At 72.9% G+C, this 26,490-nt stretch carries 21 protein-coding genes; 13 read left to right on the top strand and 8 right to left on the bottom strand.

The features are described 5' to 3' along the window. Positions 1-111: 111 nt before the first annotated feature. The 4 genes from ACLQ27_RS27185 to ACLQ27_RS27170 all read right to left on the bottom strand — a co-directional run bounded on the left by ACLQ27_RS27185 (position 112) and on the right by ACLQ27_RS27170 (position 4,364). Positions 112-1,179 (bottom strand): NADH:flavin oxidoreductase/NADH oxidase, encoded by a 1,068-nt coding sequence (locus ACLQ27_RS27185; RefSeq protein ID WP_425869313.1) that lies wholly within the window; start codon positions 1,177-1,179, stop codon positions 112-114. A gap of 68 nt (positions 1,180-1,247) precedes the next feature. After that, positions 1,248-2,540: a dicarboxylate/amino acid:cation symporter gene (locus ACLQ27_RS27180; protein ID WP_425869354.1), complete on the bottom strand. Its 1,293-nt coding sequence runs from the start codon at positions 2,538-2,540 to the stop codon at positions 1,248-1,250. A 197-nt stretch (positions 2,541-2,737) separates the two neighbouring features. Continuing rightward, positions 2,738-3,406, bottom strand: a complete 669-nt coding sequence (locus ACLQ27_RS27175) for a DUF998 domain-containing protein (protein WP_425869311.1) — start codon at positions 3,404-3,406, stop codon at positions 2,738-2,740. After that, a complete protein-coding gene (locus tag ACLQ27_RS27170) occupies positions 3,399-4,364 on the bottom strand; it encodes a glutathione S-transferase family protein (protein WP_357497983.1) in 966 nt (321 codons plus the stop codon). Before ACLQ27_RS27170 ends, ACLQ27_RS27175 begins: the two co-directional genes overlap by 8 nt. A gap of 107 nt (positions 4,365-4,471) precedes the next feature. Here ACLQ27_RS27170 and pcaF point away from each other — a divergent pair, with 107 nt between their 5' ends. The 11 genes from pcaF (at position 4,472) to ACLQ27_RS27115 (ending at position 20,174) form a co-directional block, all read left to right on the top strand. After that, a complete protein-coding gene (gene pcaF, locus ACLQ27_RS27165) occupies positions 4,472-5,677 on the top strand; it encodes a 3-oxoadipyl-CoA thiolase (protein WP_425869309.1) in 1,206 nt (401 codons plus the stop codon). 154 nt (positions 5,678-5,831) lie between these two features. Then, a complete protein-coding gene (locus tag ACLQ27_RS27160) occupies positions 5,832-6,644 on the top strand; it encodes an SAM-dependent methyltransferase (protein WP_357497979.1) in 813 nt (270 codons plus the stop codon). 5 nt (positions 6,645-6,649) lie between these two features. After that, positions 6,650-8,812 (top strand): putative bifunctional diguanylate cyclase/phosphodiesterase, encoded by a 2,163-nt coding sequence (locus tag ACLQ27_RS27155; RefSeq protein ID WP_425869307.1) that lies wholly within the window; start codon positions 6,650-6,652, stop codon positions 8,810-8,812. Positions 8,813-8,858: 46 nt separating this feature from the next. After that, complete coding sequence (locus ACLQ27_RS27150) at positions 8,859-9,359, top strand: DUF456 domain-containing protein (RefSeq protein ID WP_234584264.1); 501 nt, start codon at positions 8,859-8,861, stop codon at positions 9,357-9,359. 298 nt (positions 9,360-9,657) lie between these two features. Further along, entirely contained in the window at positions 9,658-11,244 is a 1,587-nt protein-coding gene (locus tag ACLQ27_RS27145; RefSeq protein ID WP_425869305.1) for an amino acid permease, read from the top strand. Positions 11,245-11,359: 115 nt separating this feature from the next. After that, positions 11,360-12,724: a glutamine synthetase family protein gene (locus ACLQ27_RS27140; RefSeq protein WP_425869303.1), complete on the top strand. Its 1,365-nt coding sequence runs from the start codon at positions 11,360-11,362 to the stop codon at positions 12,722-12,724. A gap of 116 nt (positions 12,725-12,840) precedes the next feature. Then, entirely contained in the window at positions 12,841-14,196 is a 1,356-nt protein-coding gene (locus tag ACLQ27_RS27135; protein ID WP_425869302.1) for an aldehyde dehydrogenase family protein, read from the top strand. Positions 14,197-14,201: 5 nt separating this feature from the next. Beyond that, positions 14,202-14,969, top strand: coding sequence for a 3-oxoacyl-ACP reductase (locus ACLQ27_RS27130; protein ID WP_234584268.1), 768 nt, complete (start codon positions 14,202-14,204; stop codon positions 14,967-14,969). Then, on the top strand, positions 14,966-15,721 hold the full coding sequence (locus tag ACLQ27_RS27125; protein ID WP_425869299.1) for a gamma-glutamyl-gamma-aminobutyrate hydrolase family protein: 756 nt from the start codon (positions 14,966-14,968) through the stop codon (positions 15,719-15,721). Before ACLQ27_RS27130 ends, ACLQ27_RS27125 begins: the two co-directional genes overlap by 4 nt. A 47-nt stretch (positions 15,722-15,768) precedes the next feature. Beyond that, positions 15,769-16,320 carry a pyridoxamine 5'-phosphate oxidase family protein gene (locus ACLQ27_RS27120; RefSeq protein WP_357497968.1) on the top strand — a complete coding sequence of 184 codons (552 nt, stop codon included), beginning with the start codon at positions 15,769-15,771 and terminating at the stop codon, positions 16,318-16,320. Positions 16,321-16,514: 194 nt separating this feature from the next. Beyond that, entirely contained in the window at positions 16,515-20,174 is a 3,660-nt protein-coding gene (locus ACLQ27_RS27115; protein ID WP_357497966.1) for a SpoIIE family protein phosphatase, read from the top strand. Positions 20,175-20,206: 32 nt separating this feature from the next. Here the strand turns inward: ACLQ27_RS27115 and ACLQ27_RS27110 are convergent, their stop codons facing one another. Then, positions 20,207-20,521, bottom strand: a complete 315-nt coding sequence (locus ACLQ27_RS27110) for an STAS domain-containing protein (protein WP_357497964.1) — start codon at positions 20,519-20,521, stop codon at positions 20,207-20,209. A 95-nt stretch (positions 20,522-20,616) separates the two neighbouring features. On the opposite strand from ACLQ27_RS27110, the gene map reads away from it, so the two are divergent. Both map and ACLQ27_RS27100 read left to right on the top strand, forming a co-directional pair. Continuing rightward, positions 20,617-21,474, top strand: coding sequence for a type I methionyl aminopeptidase (gene map / locus ACLQ27_RS27105; protein WP_357576080.1), 858 nt, complete (start codon positions 20,617-20,619; stop codon positions 21,472-21,474). A gap of 55 nt (positions 21,475-21,529) precedes the next feature. Then, positions 21,530-22,243 (top strand): VIT1/CCC1 transporter family protein, encoded by a 714-nt coding sequence (locus tag ACLQ27_RS27100; RefSeq protein ID WP_234584274.1) that lies wholly within the window; start codon positions 21,530-21,532, stop codon positions 22,241-22,243. Positions 22,244-22,249: 6 nt separating this feature from the next. Here the strand turns inward: ACLQ27_RS27100 and ACLQ27_RS27095 are convergent, their stop codons facing one another. The 3 genes from ACLQ27_RS27095 to ACLQ27_RS27085 form a co-directional block, all read right to left on the bottom strand. Continuing rightward, entirely contained in the window at positions 22,250-22,987 is a 738-nt protein-coding gene (locus ACLQ27_RS27095) for a nucleotidyltransferase domain-containing protein (RefSeq protein WP_357497957.1), read from the bottom strand. 152 nt (positions 22,988-23,139) lie between these two features. Next, positions 23,140-23,640, bottom strand: a complete 501-nt coding sequence (locus ACLQ27_RS27090) for a nitroreductase/quinone reductase family protein (protein ID WP_234584276.1) — start codon at positions 23,638-23,640, stop codon at positions 23,140-23,142. Between the two features lie 83 nt (positions 23,641-23,723). Next, positions 23,724-26,450, bottom strand: a complete 2,727-nt coding sequence (locus ACLQ27_RS27085; protein ID WP_425869295.1) for an FtsX-like permease family protein — start codon at positions 26,448-26,450, stop codon at positions 23,724-23,726. Between the last annotated feature and the right edge of the window lie 40 nt (positions 26,451-26,490).

Below are 26,490 nucleotides of genomic sequence, written 5' to 3'. Positions count from 1 at the left end.
GGGGGCGGGGGCGCGCGGGGGGGGGGGGTGGGGGGGGGGGGGGGGGGGCGGCGGGGGGGGGGGGGGGGGGGGGGGCGGCGCCCCCCCCCCCCCCCGCCCGACCGGCGGGAATCACCAGGCGCGGGCGTACTGGGCGGGCCCGCTGTACGCGACGCCGAGCTTCGCGGCGGCGCGGCGCGGCCAGTACGGGTCGCGCAGCAGTTCCCGGCCGAGCAGCACCAGGTCGGCCTCGCCGTTGGCGACGATCTGCTCGGCGTGCTCCGGCTCGACGATCAGGCCTACCGCGCCGGTCGGCACGCCCGCCTCGCGGCGGATCTGGGCGGCCAGCGGCACCTGGTAGCCGGGGCCGAGCGGGATGCGCTGGTCGGTGCTGACGCCGCCGGAGGAGGTGTCGACCAGGTCGACGCCGACGCCGGCCAGCTCACCGGCGAGCACCACGCTGTCCTCGACGGTCCAGCCGCCCTCGACCCAATCGGTGGCGGAGATCCGGGTCAGCACCGGCACGCTCTCGCCGACCGCGGCGCGCACCGCGCGGGCGACCTCCAGGGTGAGCCGCATCCGGGCGGCCCGATCGCCGCCGTAGGAGTCGGTGCGGTGGTTGGTCAGCGGCGACAGGAACTCGTTGAGCAGGTAACCGTGCGCGGCGTGGATCTCCACGGCGGCGAAACCGGCGGCGAGCGCCCGCTCGGCCCCGGCGGCGAACGCGTCAATCAGGTTGGCGATGCCCGCCGCGTCGAGGGCGGTCGGCGTCCGGTAGCCGGGAGTGAACGGCTCGGACCCGGGGGCGACGGGCGTCCATCCGCCCTCGGCGTCCGGCACCCCGCCGCGCTCCGGCGCCCACGGCCGGTAGGTGGAGGCCTTGAAACCGGCGTGCGCGAGCTGGACGGCCGGCACCGCGCCGTGGGCGGCGACGAACGCGGTCACCGGCCGCCAGGCGTCCACGTGCGCGTCGGACCACAGCCCGGTGTCCTGCGGAGAGATCCGACCCTCGGGGAGTACGGCGGTCGCCTCGGTCAGCACCAGCCCGGCCCCGCCGACCGCGCGGCTGCCCAGGTGGATGAGGTGCCAGTCGGTGGGCAGGCCGTCCGGTCCGGCCGAGTACTGGCACATCGGCGCCACGGCGATCCGGTTGGGCAGGGTGACGCCGCGCAGGGCCAGGGGAGTGAACAGGGAGCTCATGTGGTCATCCTCTCCGAAACGGCGACGGGCCCCCGGGAGAGGGGGCCCGTCGTCGTGCGGTGAACGGGTCAGGCAGGGACGGGGCTGAGCTCGGGCCGGGTCTCCGCGACCGGCTCCGGCTCGGTCAGGTCGCGTCGACCGGCGGACTCGTACGTGGCCCGGTCGAGGGTGCCCTCACGGGCGGCGACAACTGTCGGCACGAGCGCCTGCCCGGCCACGTTGGTGGCGGTGCGGATCATGTCCAGGATCGGGTCGATGGCGAGCAGCAGGCCGGCGCCGGCCAGCGGCAGACCGAGCGTGCTCAGGGTGAGGGTGAGCATGACGATCGCCCCGGTCAGGCCGGCGGTGGCCGCCGAGCCGACCACCGAGACGAACGCGATGAGCAGGTAGTCGGTGACGCCGAGCTGCACGCCGAACACCTGCGCCACGAAGATCGCGGCGAGGGCCGGGTAGATCGCGGCGCAGCCGTCCATCTTCGTGGTGGCGCCGAACGGCACCGCGAACGAGGCGTACTCGCGGGGGACGCCGAGCCGCTCGACGGAGCGCTGGGTCACCGGCATGGTGCCCACCGAGGAGCGGGACACGAAGGCCAGCTCGATGGCGGGCCACGCGCCTGCGAAGAAGCGCAGCGGGTTGAGCCGGCCGGCGAGGATCAGCACCAGCGGGTAGACCACGAACAGCACGATGGCGCAGCCGACGTAGACGGCGGTGGTGAACTTCGCGAGGGGCGCCAGCAGGTCCCAGCCGTACGAGGCGACGGCGTTGCCGATCAGGCCGAGGGTGCCGATCGGGGCGAGTCGGATGACCCACCACAGGGCCTTCTGCACGATTTCCAGCAGCGAGCGGTTCAGCGCCACGAAGGGCTCGGCGGCGTCGCCGACCAGTAGGGCAGCGGCACCGACGACGAGGGCGAGGAAGACGATCTGGAGGACGTTGCCCTCGACGAACGCGCCGACCGGGTTGGTGGGCACGATGCCGGTGAGGAAGTCGGTCCAGGAGCCGGTGTTCTTGGGCGGGGTCGCGCCACCCACGTCGAGGCTCACGCCGCGGCCCGGGTTGACGAGCAGGCCGAGGCCGATGCCGATGCTCACCGCGATCAGCGCGGTGATGCCGAACCACATCAGGGTCTTGAGCGCGAGCCGGGCGGCGTTGGCCACGCCGCGCAGGCTGACCACGCTGACCACGATGGCGGTGAAGACCAGGGGCGGCACGGCCAGCTTGAGGAGCTGGATGAAGAGGCTGCCGACGGTGTGCAGGGTGCTGGTCAGCCAGCTCAGGTCGTTGCTGCGGGCCAGGAAGCCGAGGGCGACGCCGAGCACGAGGCCGAGGAGGATCTGCACGGAGAAGGGAATCTTGCGCAGGCCGAAGGGCATGAGGTGTCCAATTGTCTGATCTGGTCGGGGTAGGCGCGTGGAGGGCGGCTACGCCGGACAGATGCCGCTGGCCTGCAGTCGGAGATCGACATACAGGCGAACGGTGAGGCCCCAGACATTGGTCATCGCTCGCCGACGATACGCCGATCGGCGCGGTCTGCAAGGCACGATGTCCGTGACGCTCCTTACAAGCCCCGTTCGCGGCGGGTCAGGGCCAGGGCCGTGCCGGTGGCCGCGCCCCACAGCACCGCGAGCCCGAGAACCAGTCGCTCCACCACGCCGACCAGGGTGCCCCGGCCGACCACGAGCATGGCCAACCCGATCGTCGCGCACAACGGCAGGGCGAGCACGGCAGTGCCGGCCGCCAACCGGCGGACCATCGCCCCGGCCGGCCCGGACACGGCGAGCGCGACCATGGCGAGGACCACCGCAGCCGTCGCCGCGATGCTCGCGCCCCCGTGCACCAGATCGGCCACCGTGGTCCGCTCGAACGGCGGCAGTGGGCAGCCGGCGGAGCAGGTCACCGCCCCGGACACCGCGGTGAGCACCGCGCCGGTGGCGAGCAGCGCCGGCGCCACCCGGACCCCGGGAGGCAGCGCCCCGGCGATCAGCAGCAACGCGCCGGCCAGGGCGAGAACCCCGATCCGGTACGTCACGGCGTGCGCGCTGCCGGCGATGCCCGCCTCGCTCACGTACCCGGTCAGACCGGGACCGGGACCGGCGACGACCGCTACCGTCACCGCGACCGCGCCGGCCACCGCGCAGCCGGTGGCGGCGGACCCGGCGACCCGGCGGGCGACGTCCCCGCGGGCGGCGGGTGCCGTCGCGGTGCCGGCCCGCCCCGACTCAGTCACGCCCGTGCGGCGTCGTCCAACCGGACTCGTCGGGGCCCAGGGGCACGATGCCTGTCGGGTTGATCTCCCGATGGGTCCCGTAGTAGTGCCGCTTGATGTGGTCGAAGTCCACCGTCTCGCCGAAGCCCGGGGTCTGGAACAGGTCCCGGGCGTACGCCCAGAGCACCGGCATCTCGGTCAGCTTGCTGCGGTTGCACTTGAAGTGCCCGTGGTACGCGGCGTCGAAGCGCACCAGCGTGGTGAACAGCCGCACGTCGGCCTCGGTGATCGTGTCGCCCATCAGGTAGCGCTGCCCGGCCAGGCGTTCGGACAGCGCGTCCAGCCGGGCGAAGAGCGCCCGGAACGCCTCGTCGTACGCCTCCTGGGAGGTGGCGAACCCGCACCGGTAGACGCCGTTGTTGACGTCGTGGTGGATCTCGGCCATCAGCGCGTCCATCTCCGGGCGCAGCGCGACCGGGTACAGGTCGGGTGCGCCGGGCGCGTGCAGCGGCTGCCACTCGGTGGAGAAGTCGAGGGTGAGCTGCGGGTAGTCGTTGGTGACCACCCGGCCGGTAAGCGTGTCGACAAGCGCCGGCACGGTCACCCGGCCGGTGTAGTCCGCGTCGGTGGCCAGGTACGCCTCGGAGAGGAAGCTGACACCGAGGACGGGGTCGAAGCCGTCCGGGTCGAGGGCGAACGCCCAGCCGCGTTCGTCCCGGATCGGGTCGACGGTGCCCAGCGAGATCGCGTCGTCCAGCCCGAGCAGGCCGCGCACGATCCTCGCCCGGTGCGCCCACGGGCAGGCGCGGCACCAGATCAGCCGGTACCGGCCGGCCTCCAGCGGCCAGCGGTCCTGCTCGTCGGGGCCGCCACCCGGCGGGGAGGTCGAGTCGGCGGTGACCCGACCGGTGAACCGGTTGGGCTGGCGGACGAATGCGCCACCACGGCTGGTCTCTGCGCTGAACTGGGCCCGGGCCATGCCGCCAACCTATCCGCTGTGCGCGTGGATATCCTGGCGGCTGGGGAGTCCCCCGCCACCCGGTGGACGCCCGCACCCCCGCCCTTCCCACCCCCGAAGGACTCGCGATGACCGTGGCATACCTGGTGGCCGGTGTCCGTACCCCCATCGGCCGGTACGCCGGCGCGCTGGCCGGCGTCCGCCCCGACGACCTGGCCGCACACGTGATCCGCGAGCTGGTCGCCCGGCACCCGTCGGTGGACTGGGCCCGCGTCGACGACGTCGTTCTCGGCTGCGCCAACCAGGCCGGCGAGGACAACCGCAACGTGGCCCGGATGGCGGCGCTGCTCGCCGGCCTGCCCGAGGAGGTGCCGGGCAGCACGGTCAACCGGCTCTGCGGCTCCGGCCTGGACGCCCTCGCCATCGCCGCGCGGTCCATCGTGGCCGGCGAGACGGACCTGGTGGTCGCCGGCGGGGTGGAGAGCATGAGCCGGGCGCCGTTCGTCGTGCCGAAGGCGACCTCGGCGTACTCCCGCTCGGCCGAGATGTACGACACGACCCTGGGCTGGCGGCTGGTCAACCCGTTGATGCGGGACGGCTGGGGAGTCGACTCGATGCCGGAGACGGCGGAGAACGTGGCCGCCGAGTACAGCGTCGACCGGGCCGAGCAGGACGCGTTCGCGTACCGCTCGCAGCAGCGCGCCGCCAAGGCGCAGGCCGACGGCCGGTTCGCCGAGGAGATCGTGCCGGTGTCCGTGCCCGCCGGTCGCCGCGAGACCCGACTGGTCGAGGTCGACGAGCACCCCCGGGAGACGTCGCTGGAGAAGCTGGCCGCCCTGCCCACCCCGTTCCGCGACGGCGGCACGGTGACCGCCGGCAACTCCTCGGGCGTCAACGACGGCGCGGTCGCGCTGCTGGTGGCCAGTGAGGCGGCGGTGCGACGGTACGGCCTCACCCCGCTGGCCCGCATCGGCGGCGCGGCGACGGCCGGCGTACCGCCGCGGATCATGGGAATCGGCCCGGTGCCGGCCACCCGCAAGCTGCTCGACCGGGTGGGCGTGGAGCTGGGCGCGGTGGACGTCGTCGAGCTGAACGAGGCGTTCGCCGCGCAGTCCGTGGCGGTGCTGCGCGAGCTGGGGTTGCCCGTCGACGCCGAGCACGTCAACCCGAACGGTGGCGCGATCGCGCTCGGGCATCCGCTGGGCGCCAGCGGCGCGCGGCTGGCGCTGACCGCCGCCCTGGAGCTGCGCCGTCGCGGCGGCCGCCGGGCCCTCGCCACCATGTGCATCGGCGTCGGGCAGGGCATCTCGCTGCTGCTGGAGTCGGCCGCCTGAGCGCGGAAAGTTACGTGAAGGGATCTCCCGTACGTGGGAGTCGGCGGCCTAGAGTGGTCCACACCACACGACCCGCGGGGTCGGCCGGCGGTCGCGCGCGCTCGTCGACGCCGGTGCCGCCTCGCGCCGCGGCGACGAACTGGGGAGCACACCGATGCCGGACGCACTGCCGACCGAGATTGACCTGACCAGGCCGAGCGCGGCCCGGGTGTACGACTACTTCCTGGGCGGGGCGCACAACTTCGAGGTCGACCGGCAGCTGGCCGAGCAGATCGCCAGCATGACCCCGAATCTCGCCGCCACCATGCGCTCCGGTCGGGAGTTCCTGCGCCGCGCCGTCCGGGCGCTGCTCGACGCCGGCATCGACCAGTTCCTCGACATCGGCTCCGGCATCCCGACCGTGGGCAACGTGCACGAGGTGGCCCAGGCGGCCAACCCGAAGGCCCGGGTGGTCTACGTCGATATCGATCCGGTGGCCGTCGCGCACAGCCGTGAACTGCTCGCCGGCAACGACCTGACCGGGGTGATCCACGCCGACCTGCGCGAGCCGGAGCGGATCCTCGCCGAGACCCGGCGGCTCGGGCTGATCGACTTCAGTCGACCGATGGGCATCCTGCTGGCCGGGGTGGTGCACTTCATCCCGGACGCCGACGGTCCCGAGGAGATCCTGTCCACCCTGCGGGCCGCCGCCGCGCCCGGCAGCTTCCTGGTCATCTCGCACTCCACCTTCGAGGACCAGCCGCAGGAGATGCTGGACGCCCAGCGCCTCTCCGCCCGGACGGCCACCGAGATCACCCTGCGCTCCCGCGCGCAGGTCACCGGCTTCTTCGGCGACTGGACGGTGCTCGAACCGGGCGTGGTGCACATGCCACTGTGGCGTCCCGACTCGCCGGCCGACGTGGACGAGCACCCCGAGCGGTTCGGCGCCTTCGGGGGCGTGGCCCGGTACGACCAGCCCGCCGGCTGAACGCAGTGGCCGCCGTCCCGGACCCCACCGGGGTCGACGTCGGCCGGGGCGGCGCCCAGGGCTTCGCCGCCGACTGGGCCCGCGCCGTACGCCGCATCGGCTTTGTGCCGCTCAGCGCGGCCGAGACTGAGCGGCTGTTGCTGCTGCACACCGTCCGGCTGGCCCAGGTGGTGCGGGCCGAGCCGTTCAGCGCGCGTCCCGCCGAGGAGGTCGGGCGGGCGCTGGTGGAGGCGCATCTGACCGAGCCCCGGGCGTTGGAGTGGTCGCTGCGCGCGCTCGGCGAGGGCTTCCCCGACCGGGTCCTGGCGACCGGCGACCGGCCGCCCGACCTGGGCGAGCGCATCGCCGCGGTGCAGGGCGGGTTGGCCGCCGGCTTCGCCCGCGCGCTGCGCGACCGGACCTTCACCCAGCAGGAGCGCATCGCCCGCTCGGCCTGGCAGGCCCGCGACGAGGTCGAGCAGGCGTTGCGCGACAGTGAGGCGCGGTTCCGGGCGGTCTTCACCGGCGCGGCGATCGGGATCGGCATCGCCGGGGTGGACGGCCAGATCATCGACGTCAACACGGCGTTCGCCGACATGCTCGGCTACTCGATCGAAGAGTTGTGCGAGATGAACGTGGCGGAGCTGTTCCACGCCGACGACGCCGCCGGCATGTGGGAGCTGTACCAGGAGCTGATCGAGGGCAAGCAGGACTCGGTCCGGGTGGAGAAGCGCTACCACCGCAAGGACGGCAGCATCGTCTGGACGGACCTGGCGGTGTCGCTGATCCGGTACGACGACGGGCGACCCCGGTTCACCGTCGCCATGATCGAGGACATCACCGAGCGGTACGAACTCCAGCAGCGGCTGCGTTTCCAGGCGCTGCACGACCCGTTGACCGGGCTGCCCAACCGGACCCTGTTCTTCGAGACGCTGGGCCGGGTCTTCGACACCGCCGGGCCCGCTCAACGGGTCGGGGTGTGTTTCCTCGACCTGGACGGCTTCAAGGCGATCAACGACAGCCTCGGCCACGACCTCGGCGACCGGCTGTTGGTGGCGATCGGCCGGCGGCTCGCCGAGTGCGTGGCGGACCACGGCCACCTGGTCGCCCGGATGGGCGGCGACGAGTTCGTCATCCTGGTCGACGGCGGCGACGACGTCGACGACGCGGTGGCCGTGGCGGAGGCCGCGCTGGCCGCCGTCGCCGCCCCGGTGCACCTCGGCGACCAGCAGTTGGCGGTCTCCGCCAGCGTGGGCATCGTGGACTGCCCGGCCGCGGAGACAACCGCCTCGGAGCTGATGAAGGCCGCCGACACGACGCTCTACTGGGCCAAGGCGGCCGGCCGCGGCCGGTGGGCGGTGTACGACCCGGAGCGCAGCGCCCGCGACCTCGCCCGGTCGGCGCTGGTCGCCGGGCTGCCGGCCGCGCTGGACCGGGGCGAGTTCGTGCTGCACTACCAGCCGATCGTGTCGCTGCTGGAGGGCACGATGCTCGCGGTGGAGGCGTTGGTCCGCTGGGAGCACCCGGAGCTGGGGCTGATCGGCCCGGACCGCTTCATCGGCCTCGCCGAGGAGACCGGCCTGATCGTCCAGCTCGGCGAGTGGGTGCTGCGGCGGGCCTGCCACGACGCCGAACGCTGGCGGCGGGAGTTCCCCGAGGCCCGGCTGGTGGTCAGCGTCAACCTGGCCGCCCGGCAGGCCGACGACCCGGCGATCGTCGCGACGGTGGCGGACGCGCTGGCCACCAGCGGCCTGCCGGCGGAGTTGTTGCAGCTGGAGTTGACCGAGAGCGCCGTGATGGGCAGCGCCGGCGAGCCGCTGCGCAGCCTGCACCGACTCGCGGCGCTGGGCGTCCGGCTGGCGGTCGACGACTTCGGCACCGGATACTCCAACCTGGCGTACCTGCGGCGGCTGCCGATCCACTGCCTGAAGCTGGCCGGCCCGTTCGTCGAGGGCATCCGCGCCGACGGGACGGACGTGGTGGCGGACCACCGCGACGAGCGGATCGTCGACGCGCTGGTCCGGTTGGCGCACGCGCTGGAGCTGTGGGTCACCGCCGAGGCGGTGGAGACGCCGGTGCAGGCCGAGCGGCTGCGGGCGCTGCGCTGCGACACCGGGCAGGGGCGGTACTTCGGCGCACCGGCGCCGGCCGAGGAGATCACCGCCCGGCTGCGGCGGGCGGCGGTGTGAGCGGTGGGTCGGGGCGGTCCCGACGGTGGCGACGGAAGGCGACGGCGTGAGCCTGAACGACTCGCAGACGGTGGTCACCGTGGTGGCCGCGTTGGCCATCCTCGCCGGGCTGGCTGGTGTGGTGGTGCCCGGCCTGCCGGCGTTGCCGCTGTGCTGGGGTGGGGTGCTGGTCTGGGCGATCTTCGGCGGCGCCGGCCCGGGTGGCTGGGCGGTGTTCGCCGTCGCGACAGTTGTCGCGGTCGGGGGCATCGTCGTGAAGTACCTGTGGCCGGGCAGGAACCTCAAGCGCACCGGCGTGCCGACGTCGTCTCTGCTGGCCGGGGGCGTGCTCGGCCTGGTGGGGTTCTTCGTGATCCCCGTGATCGGTCTGCTGCTGGGCTTCGTCGCGGGAGTGTGGGCAGCGGAGCGGCTGCGCCTCGGCAGCAACCGGCTCGCCTGGCCGTCCACCGTGCAGGCGCTCAAGGCGGCCGGCCTGTCCATGCTTGTGGAATTCCTGGCCGGCCTGACCATCGGCGCCCTCTGGGTAGCCGGCCTCCTCCTGACCTGACCCGCCCGTCACCGCGGGGCGGAGCGGGCGGCGCGGGGCATGTGTGGGTACGGCGGTTGCCGTACGGAGAGAGAGGCGTGCCCCGCGCCGCCGCGGTGCTGGGCGGTCCGAGCGCCCGGTCGTGGCCCGTCGCGATCGGGCCTGGTCACGAGGTCAAGCATGCGGGCGGCCCGGACGTGCGGCAACGCAATTAGCCGGTTCGGCGGTGAGATTCCCACCGGCATCGTATTGACCTGTCTTGATCGGCGGGACGACACTTTGCGCACTCGTTCGCGGAACCACCTCAGGGAGGTGTGCAGTGGCCACGACGCCCGTGCCGACCGCAGAGCAACCGATCGACGACGACGCCCGACGACTCGCCGAACTCGGCTACAAGCAGGAGTTGCGCCGCAAGTGGAGTGGCTTCTCCAACTTCGCCATCTCGTTCTCCATCATCTCGATCCTGGCCGGCTGCTTCACCACCTTCGGCCAGGCGTGGAACAACGGCGGGCCGGTCGCCATCTCCTGGGGCTGGCCGCTGATCTCACTGTTCATCCTGATCATCGGGTTCTGCATGGCCGAGTTGGTGTCGGCCTACCCGACGGCTGGCGGGATCTACTGGTGGGCGGCGACCATGGGCCGCCCGGTGCACGGCTGGTTCACCGGCTGGTTGAACCTCATCGGCCTGGTCGCGGTCACCGCCTCGGTCGACTACGGCTGCGCGACCTTCCTCAACCTCACCCTGTCGGCGCTCTTCGACGGCTGGGCCGGGACGCTGCGGCAGGCGTTCGTCCTCTTCGTGATCATTCTGGCGCTGCACGGCCTCATCAACATCTTCGGGCACCGGATCATCGACGTACTCCAGAACGTCTCGGTCTGGTGGCACGTGGCCGGCGCGGCGGCCGTGGTGGCCATCCTGGTGTTCGTTCCGGACGATCACCAGAGCTTCCAGTTCGTGTTCACCGAGCGGTTCAACAACTCGGGCTTCGGCGACGGGGACACCAGCGGGCTGACGTTCTGGTTCTACGTGCTGCCGCTGGGCTTCCTGCTGACCCAGTACACGATCACCGGCTTCGACGCCTGCGCGCACGTCTCCGAGGAGACCCGGGGCGCGTCGCAGGCCGCCGCGCGCGGGCTCTGGCAGTCGATCTTCTATTCGGCTGTCGGTGGCTGGATCCTGCTGCTGGCGTTCCTGTTCGCGGCCACCGACGTCGAGGCTGTCAACGCCGCCGGCGGCTTCTCCGGCGCCATCTTCGAATCCGCCCTGACCCCGGTCTTCTTCAAGATCGTCATCATCATCTCGACGATCGGACAGTTCTTCTGCGGCATGAGCTGCGTGACCTCGATGAGCCGCATGGCGTACGCGTTCAGTCGGGACCGGGCGGTGCCCGGATGGCGGCTCTGGTCGACTGTCGATCGCAACGGCACCCCGGTCAACGCCATCATCGGCGCCACGGTGGCCGGTCTGGTGCTGACCCTGCCGGCGCTCTACGAGAGCTCGACCGGCATCCCGATCGCGTTCTACGCGGTGGTCTCCGTCGCGGTGCTCGGGCTCTACCTGTCCTTCCTCATCCCGATCGCGCTGCGGCTGCGCCTCGGCGACCGGTTCGTGCCCGGCCCGTGGACGCTGGGACGGAAGTACAAGCTGCTCGGCTGGATCGCGGTCATCGAGATCGCGGTCATCGCCGTGTACTTCGTACTGCCGATCGTGCCGGCCGGCGTGCCCGGCAACGACGACTTCACCTGGTCGGCGGTGAACTACGCGCCGTTGGCTGTGGGCGGGGTGCTGCTGGTGGTCGCCGTCTGGTGGTACGCCTCGGCCCGCAAGTGGTTCGCCGGCCCGGTCCGTACCGTCGAGGAACCCGCACCGGCGGTCGACCCGGCACCGGTCGACGGCCCGGCCTGACCCGCGCCCGGCGGGACGTCCCGCGCGGCCGTCCCGCCGGGTTTGCCGCCCTCGGCCCCGGGGGCATTGACGGTGATCCGGTTTGCCAGTAGACCTTGGTGATGGAGGCCCGCGCATGACGAAAGCTCCGCTCACGCTGGAACAACTGCGGGTCGCCGTCGCCGAGGGCGAGATCGACACGGTGGTGCTGGCCCTCGTCGACATGCAGGGCCGGTTGCAGGGCAAGCGGTTCCACGCGCCGTTCTTCCTCGACCAGGTGGTGGCCAACGGCAGCGAGGGCTGCAACTACCTGCTCGCCGTGGACGTCGACATGAACACCGTCGACGGGTACGCGATGTCGAGTTGGGAGCGCGGTTACGGCGACTTCGCGATGGTGCCGGATTTCGCCACCCTGCGTCGGGTGCCCTGGCAGCCCGGCTCCGCCCTGCTGCTGGCCGACCTGACCTGGCTGGACGGCTCCGGTGACGTGGTCGCCTCGCCCCGGCAGATCCTGCGCCGGCAACTGGACCGGCTGGCCGAGCACGGGCTGACCGCGTACGCCGGCACCGAGTTGGAGTTCGTGCTGTTCCGCGACTCGTACGAGGACGCCTGGCGGCGCGGCTACCGCGACCTCACCCCGGCCAACCAGTACAACGTGGACTACTCGCTGCTCGGCACCGCCCGGGTGGAGCCGCTGCTGCGCCGGATCCGCACCGAGATGGCCGGCGCCGGGCTGACGCCGGAGAGCGCCAAGGGCGAGTGCAACCTCGGCCAGCACGAGATCGCCTTCCGGTACGACGAGGCGGTCGCCTGCGCCGACCACCACGTGATCTACAAGAACGGCGCGAAGGAGATCGCCGCCCAGGAGGGCATGTCGATCACCTTCATGGCCAAGCCGAACGAGCGGGAGGGCAACTCCTGCCACATCCACTTCTCGCTGCGCGACCGCACGGGCGCATCGGCGATGCTCGGTGACGGGCCGGCGCACCTGTCGCCGACCGGGCAGCGGGTGCTCGCCGGGCTGCTCGCCACCATGCGGGAGTTCAGCCTGCTGTTCGCCCCGAACATCAACTCCTACAAGCGCTACCAGCCGGGCTCGTTCGCCCCGACCGCCCTGCGCTGGGGCGTGGACAATCGCACCTGCGCCCTGCGGGTGGTGGGGCACGGGCAGGGGATGCGGGTGGAGAACCGGGTGCCCGGCGCCGACGTCAACCCGTACCTGGCGATCGCCGGGCTGGTCGCCGGCGCGCTGCACGGCCTCGAGCGGGAGTTGGAGCTGGGCGAGGAGTGCACCGGCAACGCGTACGACGATCCGCAGGCCGAGCGGGTCCCCAGCACCCTGCGCGACGCACTGGCCCTCTGGGAGGCGTCCAGTGTGGCGCGGGAAGCGTTCGGCGACGAGGTGGTCGCCCACTACGCCAACCAGGCGAGGGTGGAGCTGGCGGCCTTCGACGCCGCGGTGACGGACTGGGAGCTGACCCGTGGCTTCGAACGCCTCTGAGGGCCCGCGCCGGGTTGCCCGTGTCGATCATGGACTTGTGGCGGCCGAAGCACGGTGGATTGCGGCTTTCGCGAGGCACCACAACTCCATGATCGACGAGGAGGGGCGGTGGGGGCGTGACGGTGGTTGTTGATCCGGCTTCCGGGGTTGGGTTTCAGGAGGTTAGGGGGGCTTCCCTTGCTGAGGTCGACTCGGCGATCTCGCGGGCGGCTCGGGCGTTCGAGACGTGGCGGGGCGTCGGGGCGGGGGATCGGGGGCGGTTGCTGCGGAGGTTCGCCGCCGTCGTCGACGCGCACGTGGACGAGCTGGCCGCCCTGGAGGTCCGCAACTCCGGGCACACCGTCGGCAACGCCCGCTGGGAGGCCGGCAACGTCCGCGACGTGCTGGACTACTACGCCGGAGCGCCCGAACGGTTGACCGGACGGCAGATTCCCGTGCCCGGCGGCCTGGACGTCACCTTCCACGAGCCGCTCGGCGTGGTCGGGGTGATCGTGCCGTGGAACTTCCCGATGCCGATCGCCGCCTGGGGGTTCGCCCCCGCACTCGCCGCCGGCAACACGGTGGTGCTCAAACCCGCCGAGCTGACCCCGCTCACCGCGTTGCGCCTGGCCGAGCTGGCCCGCGAGGCCGGCCTGCCCGACGACGTGTTCACCGTCGTCCCCGGTGAGGGCGCGGTGGTGGGGGAGCGGTTCGTCAGCCACCCGGCGGTCCGCAAGATCTGCTTCACCGGCTCCACCGAGGTCGGCACGCGCATCATGGCCGGCTGCGCCGCCCAGGTGAAGCGACTCACCCTGGAGTTGGGCGGCAAGAGCGCCAACATCGTGTTCGCCGACGCCGACTTGGAACGCGCCGCCGCGACCGCGCCGGGCGCGGTCTTCGACAACGCCGGCCAGGACTGCTGCGCACGGTCGCGGATCCTGGTCCAACGCCAGGTGTACGACAGGTTCCTGGAACTCCTCGAACCGGCGGTACGCGCGGTACGCGTCGAGGACCCGTCCCGCGACACCGCCGAGATGGGTCCGCTGATCTCCGCGGCCCAACGGGACCGGGTAGAGAGCTACGTGGCCGGGTCGACTGTCGCCTTCACCGGCTCCCGCCCGGACGGCCCCGGCTTCTGGCACGCGCCGACGGTGCTGCTGGCCGACTCGCCGGCCGACCGGCACTGGCGGGAGGAGATCTTCGGCCCGGTGGTGTCGGTGCTGCCGTTCGACGACGAGGCCGACGCGGTCCGGCTCGCCAACGACACCGAGTACGGCCTCTCCGGCTCGATCTGGACCCGGGACGTGGGACGCGCGCTGCGGATGGCCCGCGCCGTCGAGGCGGGCAACCTCAGCGTCAACTCGCACTCCTCGGTGCGCTACTGGACCCCGTTCGGTGGGATGAAGCGCTCCGGGCTCGGCCGTGAGCTGGGCCCGGACGCGCTGCACTCCTTCACGGACGTCAAGAACGTGTTCATCGCGACTGAGGAGTGAGGCCAGTGCAGGGTCGGTTGCAGGACCGGGTGGCAGTGGTCACCGGAGCGGGCAGCGGCATCGGGTTGGCCACCGTGCGGCGGTTCGCCGCCGAGGGGGCGCGGGTGGTCTGCGTGGACATCGACGCGGAGGCCGGCGAGAAGGCCGCGCAGGAGTGCGGCGGTGAGTTCGTGGCCACCGACGTGGCCGACGAGTCGGCGGTTCGCGACCTGTTCGACGGGGTGGCCGACCGGCACGGCCGGGTGGACATCGCGTTCAACAACGCCGGCATCTCACCGCCGGACGACGACTCCATCCTGGACACCGGCCTGGACGCGTGGGAGCGGGTGCTCCGGGTCAACACCACGAGCGTCTACCTCTGCTGCAAGTACGCGATCCCGCACATGCGCCGCCAGGGCAAGGGCTCGATCATCAACACGGCCTCGTTCGTGGCGCTGATGGGCGCGGCGACGTCGCAGATCGCGTACACGGCGAGCAAGGGCGGGGTGCTGGCGATGACCCGGGAGTTGGGTGTGCAGTTCGCCCGCGAGGGCATCCGGGTCAACGCGCTCTGCCCCGGCCCGGTGGCCACCCCGTTGCTGCTGGAGTTGTTCGCCGCCGACCCGGAGCGGGCTGCCCGCCGACTGGTGCACGTGCCGATGGGTCGCTTCGGGCAGCCGGAGGAGATCGCCGCCGCGGTGGCGTTCCTGGCCAGCGACGACGCCTCGTTCATGACCGCCGCGCAGTTCGTGGTCGACGGCGGGATCACCGGCGCGTACGTCACACCGCTATGAGACGGCCGTTGATCGGGATCAGCGCGTACGTCGAGCCCGCCGACTGGGCTGTGTGGCGCGGGGTGCGGGCGGTGCTGGTGCCCGAGGCGTACGTGCGGGCGGTGACCGCTGCCGGTGGCCGGGCGGTGGTGCTGCCACCGGACGACTCCGACGGCGACGTGCTGGCGGTCCTCGACGGGCTCCTGTTGGCCGGGGGCGCCGACGTCGGTCCGGGGCGGTACGGCCAGCAGCCCCACCCGCGGACCGAGGACCGGCCGGACCGGGACGCCGGTGAGCTGACCCTGTTGACGGCCGCGCTCGCCGTCGACCTGCCCGTGCTGGGTGTCTGTCGGGGGATGCAGCTGCTCGCCGTGGCGTACGGGGGGACCCTGCACCAGCACCTCCCCGACGTCCTCGGGTCGGAGGCGCACCGTCCGGCTCCGGGGGTCTACGGCACCCATCCGGTGCGGTTCGCGCCGGGGAGCCTGGCGGCGAGGACGCTGGCCGGGGTGGACCGGGTCAACTCGTACCACCATCAGGCGGTCGCCACCCCGGGGCGGCTCGCGGTCAGCGGCTGGGCGGCGGACGGCGTGATCGAGGCGGTTGAGGACCCGGAGCGTTCGTTCGTGCTCGGGGTGCAGTGGCATCCGGAGAACGAGCCGGACCCGCGCCCGATCACGGCGCTGGTCCGGTTGGCCGGCGAACGCGCGTCCGGCCCGCTGGCGCGGGGCCGCCACGAGGGCATGGACGCGGCGGGGTCGACGACTGTGTGACGCAGGTCGCCCCCGGCGGGGCGTGGCTGCGATGGGAGGATCACCGCATGGGCAAGGTCTATCCGGAGATCGACGGTCGTCTGGGGGAGTTCATCGCGGCCCAGCCGGTCTTCTTCGTGGCCACCGCGCCGTCCGGGCCCGAGGGGCACGTCAACGTCTCGCCGAAGGGCATGACCGGCACCTTCGTGATCCTCGGCCCGCACCGGGTGGCCTACCTGGATTACCACGGCAGCGGCGCGGAGACCATCGCCCACCTGCGCGACAACGGCCGCATCACCCTGATGTTCTGCGCGTTCGACGGTCCGCCGAAGATCGTGCGTCTGCACGGCAGGGGCAGCAGTGTCGCCGTGACCGAGGCGGGCTACGCCGACCGGCTCGCCGAGTTTCCCGCGCCGCCGGACGTGCACGCCGTGCGGGCTGTGATCACCGTCGACGTCGAGCGGGTCAGTGACTCCTGCGGTTATGCGGTGCCGCTGATGGACTTCCGCGCGGAGCGTGACCTGTTGCTTACCTCACACTCCCGCCGTACGGCCGATGATCTGGTGACGTACCGGGCCACCAAGAACGCCGCGAGCATCGACGGACTGCCGGTCTTCTGACAGGTCAGGGGCGCTTGCGGCGACCACCCGGGCCGGCGTCCACCCCTGCGCTGTCGCGTCGGCGGCGGGTGCGGCACTCCTAACCAGCGTCCAAGCGTCGTCATGCGTTACGTTGCTGGTCCGCCGGGGTACAAGTCGGAGCACGGCGCGTGAAGATCAACGGCTGCGGGGTACGGCCGAAGCGGGGAGGCAGCATGAGCTCGGCCCAGGGGGGCGCGGATGCGGGGCATTCCTTCGCGGACGTCCACCACATCCCCCCGCTGCTCGCCGCCGCGTATGCGGGCGGCGGTGAGCTGGGCGAGCGGCTCCGCGCCTTCGACTGGTCCACCCATCCCCTGGGCGGCCCGTCCGGGTGGCCGGGGGCGCTCTCCAACGCCATCGGCATGATGCTCTCCTCCAGCGCGCAGATCGTCATGTTCTGGGGTGACGAGCAGCTCGCCTTCTACAACGACGCGTACCGGCCGACCATCGGCAGCAAGCACCCGCACGTGCTCGGCCAACCGGCCCGACACCACTGGGCCGAGACGTGGGACGTCCTCGGCCCGCTGCTCGACGGGGTCCGGAGCACCGGGCTCTCCTACCGCGGCGAGGACCACCCCTTCCTGCTGGACCGCTCCGGTTTCGTCGAGCAGACCTACTTCGACGTCTCGTACGACCCGATCCGGGGTGTCGACGGCTCGGTCAGCGGCGTCTACTGCATCGTCAACGAGACCACCGGGCGGGTGGTCGGCGAACGCCGGCTGCGGGCGTTGTCGGAGCTGGGCACCGAGCTGGCCGACGTGATCAGCGCGGGCGAGCTGGGCCGGACCGCCACCGACGTGCTCGCCCGGCACTCCGCCGACGTGCCGTTCGCGCTGATCTACCTGGCCGACTCCACCGGCCAGTTCACCCTGACCGCCACCAGCTGCGTCGACCCGGCCGCGGTGAGTGTCCCGCCCGACACGATCGCCGAGCTGGTCGCCGAGGGCTCGCCCGCCACCGTCGAGGTGAGCCGTTTGCTCGCCCAGCCGCCGGCCGGCGCCGCCGACGTGGCGCTCGTGCTGCCCGTCAAGGCCGCCAACGAGACGGTCGGCGCGCTGGTCGCCGGCGTCGACCGCCGGCTGCCGCTCGGCGACGAGTACCGCGACTTCCTCGACCTGGTGGCCGCGCAGATCTCCCGCGCGGTGGGCACCCAGCGGGCGTACGAGCAGGAGCGCGCCCGGGCCGCCGAGCTGGCCGCGCTGGACCGGGCGAAGACCAACTTCTTCGCCAACGTCAGCCACGAGTTCCGTACGCCGTTGACCCTGGTGCTCGGCCCGCTGGAGGACATGCTGGCCGACCCGGAGCTGCCGGCCGCCTACACCGACCGGCTCGTCGTGATGCACCGCAACGCGTTGCGCCTGCTCAAGCTGGTCAACACCGTGCTCGACTTCTCCCGACTGGAATCCGGGCGGCTGGCCGCCCGCTACCAGCCCACCGACCTGGCCGGCTACACCGCCCGGCTGGCCAGCACCTTCCGCTCGGCCACCGAGCGCGCCGGGCTGCGACTTGTGGTGGACTGCCCGCCGCTGCCGGCGCCGGTCTTCATCGACCGGGACATGTGGGAGAAGATCGTCCTCAACCTGGTGTCGAACGCGGTGAAGTTCACCTTCGACGGCGAGATCCGGGTGCGGGTCCGCGCCGAGGACGGCGTCGCCCGCCTGGAGGTCACCGACACCGGCGCGGGCATCGTGCCGAGCGAGCTGCCGCACGTCTTCGAGCGTTTCCACCGGGTGCCCGGGGTGCGCGCCCGCACGCACGAGGGCACCGGGATCGGGCTCGCGCTGGTCCGGGAACTGGTCGAGATGCATGGCGGCGGCGTCGGTGTGACCAGCGAGATCGACGAGGGCAGCACCTTCACGGTGACCGTCCCGTTCGGATCGGCGCACCTGCCCGCCGACCGGGTCGCCCCGTTCGCGCCCCTGCCCACGGGTGAGCCCGAGCAGGCCCGGCTGTACGTGGCGGAGACGGCCCTGTGGGCCGACGAGGACAGCACCGAGCCGGCCAGCCGCCAGCCGACCGACGCGGCCCCGGCTGGCCGGATCCTCGTCGTCGACGACAACGTCGACCTGCGCGAGCACGTGACGCGGTTGCTCTCCCCGACCTGGGAGGTCGTCACCGCGAGCGACGGTCTGGCAGGCCTGACGCTGGCTCGTGAGGGCGGGTTCGATCTCGTGCTCACCGACGTGATGATGCCCCGGCTGGACGGGTTCGGCCTGGTCGGCGCGCTGCGCACGGACCCCCGCACCCGCGACGTGCCGATCGTGCTGCTCTCCGCCCGCGCCGGGTCCGCCGAAGCCGTCGCCGGCCTCTCCGTGGGCGCCGACGACTACCTGACCAAGCCGTTCTCCGGGCAGGAGCTGATCGCCCGCGTCCGGGCCAACGTCGAACTGGGTCAGCTGCGCGGGCAGATCATCCGTCGGCTCCGGGCGCTGGCCGACGCGGCGGTCGCGGTCAACACCGCCCGCTCCACCGCCGACGTGCTCCAAGTCGCCGCCCGGCACGCGCTCAGCCTCGCCGAGGCCGCCCGGGTCGTGGTCACCGCGTCCGGTGCCCGCTCCGAGGCCGACGGCGGTGGCGTCACCGCCACCGACCCGTCCTTCGTGGCGGCGCTGACCGGCACCACCCGCGAGCAGCTCGGCGAGCTACAGGTCTGGCGGGCCGCCGGCGACGATTCGCAGGCCGACGAGGCCGCGCTCACCCAGCTCGCCCGGCTGGTGGGGGTCCGGCTGGAGAACGCGCAGCTCTACGAAGCCGAACACCGCATCGCCACCACGTTGCAGCACAGCCTGCTGCCGAGGTCGCTGCCCCAGTTGCCGGGCGCGGTCGTCGCGAGCCGGTACCTGCCGGGCAGCGCCGACGTCGAGGTCGGCGGCGACTGGTACGACGCGCTCGCGATCGAGGGCGACGACCTGGTGCTGGTCATCGGCGACGTGGTCGGCAAGGGCGTCCAGGCCGCCGCCGCGATGGGGCAGCTGCGCAACGCGCTGCGGGCGTACCTGCTGGAGGGTTTCGACCCGGGTCAGTCGCTGAGCCGCCTCAACCGACTTGTCGGGTCCACCGAGGGGCGTTCGTTCGCGACAGTGGTCTGCCTGCAGTTCAGCCCCCGCACCGGCCGGCTGCGCTACGCCAGCGCCGGCCACCCGTCCCCCCTGCTGATCCGAGGAGACGACGTGGCGTTCCTGCACGACCGCGCGCTCGGCCCGCCGGTCGGCGCCATCCCCGACACGACGTACCGGACCGTCGAGGGGGAGTTGACCGCGGGTAGCCGCCTGCTGCTCTACACCGACGGGCTGGTCGAGGACCGTCAGCTCGGTATCGACGCCGCGTTGGCACAGCTGCGCGCCGACGCGGCCACCCCCGGCGAGCACGTGGCGGATCTGATCGACACGGTGGTCGAGCGGGTCACCGGACGGCCGCGCCGCGACGACGTGGCGGTGCTCGCCCTGGAGGCGGCGGAGCTGAACCGGTTCGCGTTGCGGCTGCCGGCGGACCCGACCCGGCTGAGCGTCCTGCGCAAGCGCCTGGAGGACTTCCTCGTCGCGCACAACGTCGGCGAGACGGACCTGTTCGACCTGACCGTGGCGGTCTCGGAGGCCGCCGCGAACGCCATCGAGCACCCCGTCCAGCCGGCCGAGGCGGTGATCAGCGTCGAGGTGGCCATCGAGGACCGGACGGTGATCGCCACCGTGCGCGACACCGGGCAGTGGCGGGAGTCGACCGACTCCGGATTCCGGGGGCGCGGCCTGTCACTAATCAAGGCGCTGGGTGACCTGATGGTGCGGCGTACCGACGAGGGCACCGAGGTGACGCTGCGCCGGCAGTTGCAGAGTTGACCGCGCACCCGGCGGCCGGGGTGTCAGCGGCCTCAGACCGGGTCGAGCCAGCTCTGGTCGCCCAGGCCGGAGATCTCCAGCACCCGGCGGACCTGCCGGGACGGCAGCACGGTGAGCGTGCCGGTGAACTGCTGGGCGAGCCGGACCACTGCGTGGATGGCCGCCGAGTCGAAGAAGGTCACGGCCCGCAGATCGAGGGTGATCCGGCGGGCGGGCTCGCGCAGGGCGGTCTGGAGCATCGTGTCGGCGGTCGCCATGTCGACCTCACCGGTCACCACCACGCGGAGGTGCTCTCCGTCGATCTCCGCGCTGGCGGAGAAGACGGGTGGTGCTCCCCCTTGATCCACGCAGACACCATGGCACAGCCGACCTGGCAGGGCAACAACCGGGAGTGACCGGCCGTGGCACGGGTCACCAGCTCCTCCGGCGATAGGCTTGCGCCATGACCGTCCGTCCGCCGCTGACCCCAGGCACGCTCTCCCCGATGCGACAGGTGCCCGCCCACATTCCCCGCCCGGAGTACGTGGGTAAGAAGAGCCCGCAGCAGTGGCGCGGCTCGCACGTGCAGACACCGGAGACCATCGAGAAGATGCGGATCGCCAGCCGGCTCGCCGCCCAGGCGACCCAGCTCGCCGGTGAACACTGCAAGCCCGGCGTGACCACCGACGAGATCGACCGTCTGGTGCACGAGTTCCTCTGCGACCACGACGCGTACCCGTCGACGCTCGGCTACCGGGGCTACCCCAAGTCCTGCTGCACCAGCGTCAACGAGGTCATCTGCCACGGCATCCCGGACTCGACCGTCCTGACCGACGGCGACATCATCAACGTCGACGTGACCGCGTACATCGGTGGGGTGCACGGTGACACCGACGCGACCTTCTGCGTCGGCGAGGTCAGCGAGGAGGCCCGGCTGCTCGTCGAACGCACCCACGAGGCCATGATGCGCGGCATCCGCGCGGTCAAGCCGGGTCGGCAGATCAACGTGATCGGCCGCGTCATCGAGTCGTACGCCAAGCGGTTCGGCTACGGCGTGGTCCGCGACTTCACCGGCCACGGGATCGGCGAGACCTTCCACAGCGGGCTCTACGTGCCGCACTACGACAGCCCCCGCCCCACGGACATCATGGAGCCGGGGATGACCTTCACCATCGAGCCGATGATCACCCTCGGCACCTACCAGTACGACATGTGGGACGACGGGTGGACGGTGGTCACCAAGGACCGCAGGTGGACCGCCCAGTTCGAGCACACCATCGTCGTCACCGACGACGGCCACGAGATCCTGACCCTCCCGTGAGCGCGAGGAACGCAGCGAAGCGAAGTCCCGCAGTCGCGAACGAAGGGCAGCCGCTGTGACCGACACCCCCGCAGCCCTGCGCGAGGCACACCACGCGGACGTCTCCGGCGGCTGGCTGCGCCCGGCCGTCTTCGGCGCGATGGACGGGCTGGTCACCAACATCGCCCTCATCGCCGGCGTCGGCGGCGGTGGCGTGTCACCCCGCAGCATCGTGCTGACCGGGTCCGCCGGCTTGGTGGCCGGTGCGATCTCGATGGGGCTCGGCGAGTACACGAGCGTCCGCTCGGCCAACGAACAGGTCGCCGCCGAGGTGGCCAAGGAGCGGCGCGAGCTGGAGCGGCACCCGGAGGCGGAGGCCCGCGAGCTGGCCGACGCCTGGGTGGCCCGCGGCCTGCCCCGCGACCTCGCCACCCAGGTCGCCGAGGCGGTACGGCGGGACCCGGAGGAGGCGCTGCGGGTGCACGTCCGCGAGGAGTTGGGCGTCGACCCGGACGACCAGCCGAGCCCGTGGGCGGCGGCGATCTCCTCGTTCCTGTTCTTCTCGGTGGGGGCGCTGATCCCGCTGCTGCCGTACCTGCTGGGCGCCACCGACCTCTGGCTGGCGCTCGCCGTCGGCGGGATCGGCCTGTTCGCCGCCGGGGCCGTGGTGGCCAAGTTCACCAACCGACCCTGGTGGACGAGCGGCCTGCGCCAGCTCGTGCTGGGGGCCGCCGCGGCGGGCGCCACCTACCTGGTCGGCTCGCTGATCGGAGTGCAGGGCGGGCTGTGACGCCGGTCAACCGGTGAGCAGCTCGTCGATGGTGCCGTCGACCGGGCGGCCACGCGCCGCCAACTCCTCGGCCTGCCGCGTCAGCACCGCGCCGACCTCCGTCATGTCCGCGCCGGCCAGCCCCGTGCGCCGCACCGCGTCCCCCGGATCGCGGAAGTAGGTGCGGCCCAGCAGGCCGGTCACCGTCGCCGCGGCCAACCGCGCCTCACCGAGCATCAGCAACGCCTGGTCGGTCTCGTACCACTCGGCCAACCGGGCGGCCCGCGAGTGCGCGGCGCTGCCCCGGTACCAGGCCTGCCGCGCCGCGGTGCTGAACTCCGCCGGCCGGGCCCGGGCGAGCCGGCCGAGATGCTCGTCCCGCAACGTCCGCAGCCAGCTCGTCGGGTCGTACAGGGACCGGGTGGTGACGTACCGGTCGGCCGTCAGCGGCCACAACGGGGACAGCACCCGGGCCTGCCCGAGATAGTCGTCGGCGGCGGCCACGGTCAGATCGACAAGCACACCGTCCACCCGCCGGGTCGCCGGCGGCGGCCCGGCGCCCGGCCGGTAGGTGACCACCAGCATCCCCACCTCGCCGTCACCGCCACCGTCGTCGTCGCCGTGCGCCAGGGGACCGTGGACTCCGATCGCGAGCACGTCGGCCGGAAACCGCCGCCGGATCACCTCGGCGACCCGCTCCGCCACCGTCCACCGTCGATCGTCGAGGCCCCGGTCGACACCCGACCGCTCGTTCGTCGCGCTCACGGGTGGGCCTTTGTTCGCGGCTGCGGGGCTCGCAGGACCGGCTCACTCCTCGCGCTCACGGGTGGGCCTTTGTTCGCGGCTGCGGGGCTCGCAGGACCGGCTCACTCCTCGCGCTCACGGGTCAACCTCCGCCTGAAGCGACTGGCGTCAGCCTAGCCAGCCGGCGGGGGGTCGGCCGGTACGCCGCGCCCGGTCGGCACCAGCCGGAAAATGCGGATCTCCCGGCCGCCGGCCCGCTCGACGTACGTGCGGTACGCCGGCCACTCGGTGACCAGCAGCTGCCACAGCCGGTCCCGTTCGTCCCCGGTGGCCAACTCGGCCCGCACCGGGAGCCGGCGACCCTTCACGTCCACCTCGGCGGCCGGGTCGGCGAGCAGGTTCATCGCCCAACCGGGCTGGTGGGTCTGCCCCCAGTTGGAGCCGATCACCACGTACGCGTCGCCGTCGGTCACGTAGAGCAGCGGATTGCTGCGCGGCTTGCCCGAGCGCCGACCGGTCGTGGTGATCACAAGGGACGGGAGTACGCCGAGCGCGACCACCCGGCCCCGGGTGAGCCGGCCGACGATGCGATCGGCGGGGACCAGCAGGCGGGCGGCCGCCCCGAACCAGCGGTGGTGGCCGAGTCGACGGGTGAGGGTTGCGAGCGCTGACACGGGGCCCAGTCTGCCGCCTGCCCTGCCCCGACGACACCACCGGACGGTCCGGTTCCGGTCCCACGGCCCCGGGGTGCCCGGGTTCAGTCCAGGCGACGTTCGATCGGCAGTCCCGACCGGGTGAACAGGCCCGCGCCGAGCATCGCCACCACCGGCACCAGGACCAGCACGCCCAGCGCCGGCCACGGCACCAGGTAGGGGTACGGCTCCCGGACCGGCCAGGCCGTGGCGTACTCCCGGTTGGCCGAGAACAGCACGATCGCCGCGGTGCCGAGCCCGGCCACGATGCCGAGCACCGAGCCGAGACCGGCGATCACTCCGGCCTGACAGATCGCCAGCAGTCGGCGTACCGCAGGGGCGGCGCCGACCGCGGCGAGGGTGGACAGCTCGGCGCGGCCCTCCGCGGCGGCGAGCGCCGTGGCGATCCCGGCGGCGCCCACCGTGATCAGTCCGGCCGCCGCGGCGAGGAGCAGCAGCAGCGGAGAGTCGTCGCGCGGAGCGGCGCCATGCTCCACCTGGAGGGAGTACGTCCCGAAGGCCCGCAGGTCGTCGGCGAATCGATCCTGGCGGCGCTGGCTCGGCGGCGCCGGGGTGTCGACCACCCAGCCCGCCTCGACAGTGCTCAAACCGAGTTGCCGGGCGGCGGACGCGGACAGCAGGAGACGGGGCAGGCCGACCGTCCGCGGCAACACGTAGCCGGGCACGTCCCGCCGGGCGGTCGCCTCGTCCCGCCCGATCCGCACCTCGTTCACCTGCACCGTCACCCGGCCGTCGTGCAGGTAGCGCGGGTCGGTCACCACCACGCCTCCGGCGCGCAGCACCGCGGTGGCGGCGGAGGTCGCCGCTGCGTCGGCGCCGGTGAGCAGCGGCAGCGCGCTGCCGTCGTCCACCAGTGTCTCGACGCCGTTGCCGAAGTAGTCGGCGGCACGGTCCTGGCAGCGCGGGTCGGCCCGCGCCTGGCGACGCTGCGTCGCCGACAGGCCGTCACCGGGGGGAAAGGGGCAGATGCGCTCCGGCGGGATTTCCGGCCCGACGGAGCAGTAGTCCGCCGGGTCGTCGGTCGAGGAGCAGAGCGGCACGCGTACGGGTGCGATGGCGGTGGCGCCCAGCTGCGCCCGTGCGACGGCGTCGACCTGGGCCAACGTCGGCTCGGGCTGCCGGCGCGGCTCCTCGGGGTTGATGCGCACGTGACCGGTGGGCAGCATCGGCCGGTAGGCGCGGGCGTCCCGGACGCCGTCGCTGGTCAGGTATCCGCCGAGCGCGACGCTGCTGGCCACCGCGGCCATCACGGCGCAGATGGCCGGCGCCGCGGCGGCCCGGTTGCGGCTGGCGTCGCGCAGCGCGATGCGGGGCGCCAGCGGCAGCAGCCGGCCGAGCCGGGCGAGGACGCCGATCAAGGTGGGCGTGCAACAGACCAGGCCCAGCTCGCCGAGGATCAGGCCGGTCAGGATCACCGCCGGTGACGTCCGGCTGGCCCCGAACGCCGCGAGCGCCGCCCCACCGACCACAAGCGTCAACCCGAGGGCCAGGGCGCGGGCCCGGGGCGGCGGAGGGGTACGTCGCCCGGCGAGCCCGGCGATGACGTCCTGCCGGGCCGCCGTCCAGGCCGGCGCGAGCGCGGCCAGCACCCCGGCCAGCACCGCGACCCCGCCGAGCACGACCAGGGCCGAAGGCCAGCAGCGGTACCCGCCGAAGCGGGCGCTGAAGACGTACTGCTCCATGAGCGGACGGCCGGCGAACGCCGCGCCGACACCGAGCAGCAACCCCGTCGCGGCGCCCAGCACGCCCAGCACCACGCCGTCGGCGAGCACGACCCGACGCAGTTGGGCCGCGTCCCCACCGGCCACCGCGACAAGCGCCAGGTCGCGGCGCCGACGGCGGACCCCCACGGCGAACGCCGGCCCGACCAGCAGTACGACCTCCAGCAGCCCCAGGCCGGCGATGAGCACGCCGGTGCTCAGGTCGGTGGTGTCGGCGTAGCCGATCCAGCTGCGGGACGACATCGCCGAGGCCGGAAGGTGGCGGGGTACGACCACCACCCCGTGGTCGTTGAGCCGCGACACCATCGCCGCGTCGACGACGCCGGGCACGTCGACCAACCAGCGGGTGTCCGACTGAGGATCGGCCCGCCCGACGGCCGTCGGGTGCAGCGCCACCACCGGGCCGAGGTCGTCAGGAAACTCGACCACCCCGACCACTGTGTACGTCCTCGTCCTGTCGGCGGTGGCCACGGCGTCGCCCAGGCGTACGTCCAGGCGGCGCAGCGCCGTCGGGCTCACCGCGATCTCGCCGGGCTGCTGCGGCGCCCGCCCCGACCGGAACCGCACCAGGCTCCGGGCCAGCGGGTCGGTGAGGTCGAGCACCCGCCCGTCCAGGGTCTCGTCACCTCTCGGGCCCCGCACCTGCACCGGCCCTCCGGCGCGGACCTCGGTGACCCGGCTGCCGGAGCCGAGCAACGCGGTCACCTCGGCGGCGGTGGCCGGACGGCCGACCGCCGACTGGGTGCCGTCCCGGGGATACCAGCTGTCGCCCCACTCGTCCTGGATGAGCGGCGTCTCGGCGACCCACCGCAGTTCCGCGTCGGCGACGCCGAGGCGCCGGTCGAGACGCTCCTGCGAGGTCAGTTCGGACATGTCGTAGCTCGCGGCGAAGAAGGCCAGCACGAGCACCGGCAGGGCGATCATCGCGAGCACCAGGGCGGTACGCCGACGCGCCCGGCGCGACTCCCGTCGGGCGATCCGCAGCGCGGCCCGCCACGAGCCGGTCAGTTCGGCGAACCTCCGCCGCCCGGCGGACGCGGGCGGTGTCACCGGACCCACCGCCGGCGGATCGACGCGGCGGCGTGCCAGC

Origin of the sequence: Micromonospora sp. DT63, assembly GCF_049841615.1 — a bacterium.
GTDB lineage: Bacteria > Actinomycetota > Actinomycetes > Mycobacteriales > Micromonosporaceae > Micromonospora.
Note: the sequence above shows the minus strand (reverse complement) of the source record. Positions and strands in the feature narration are given on the sequence as shown.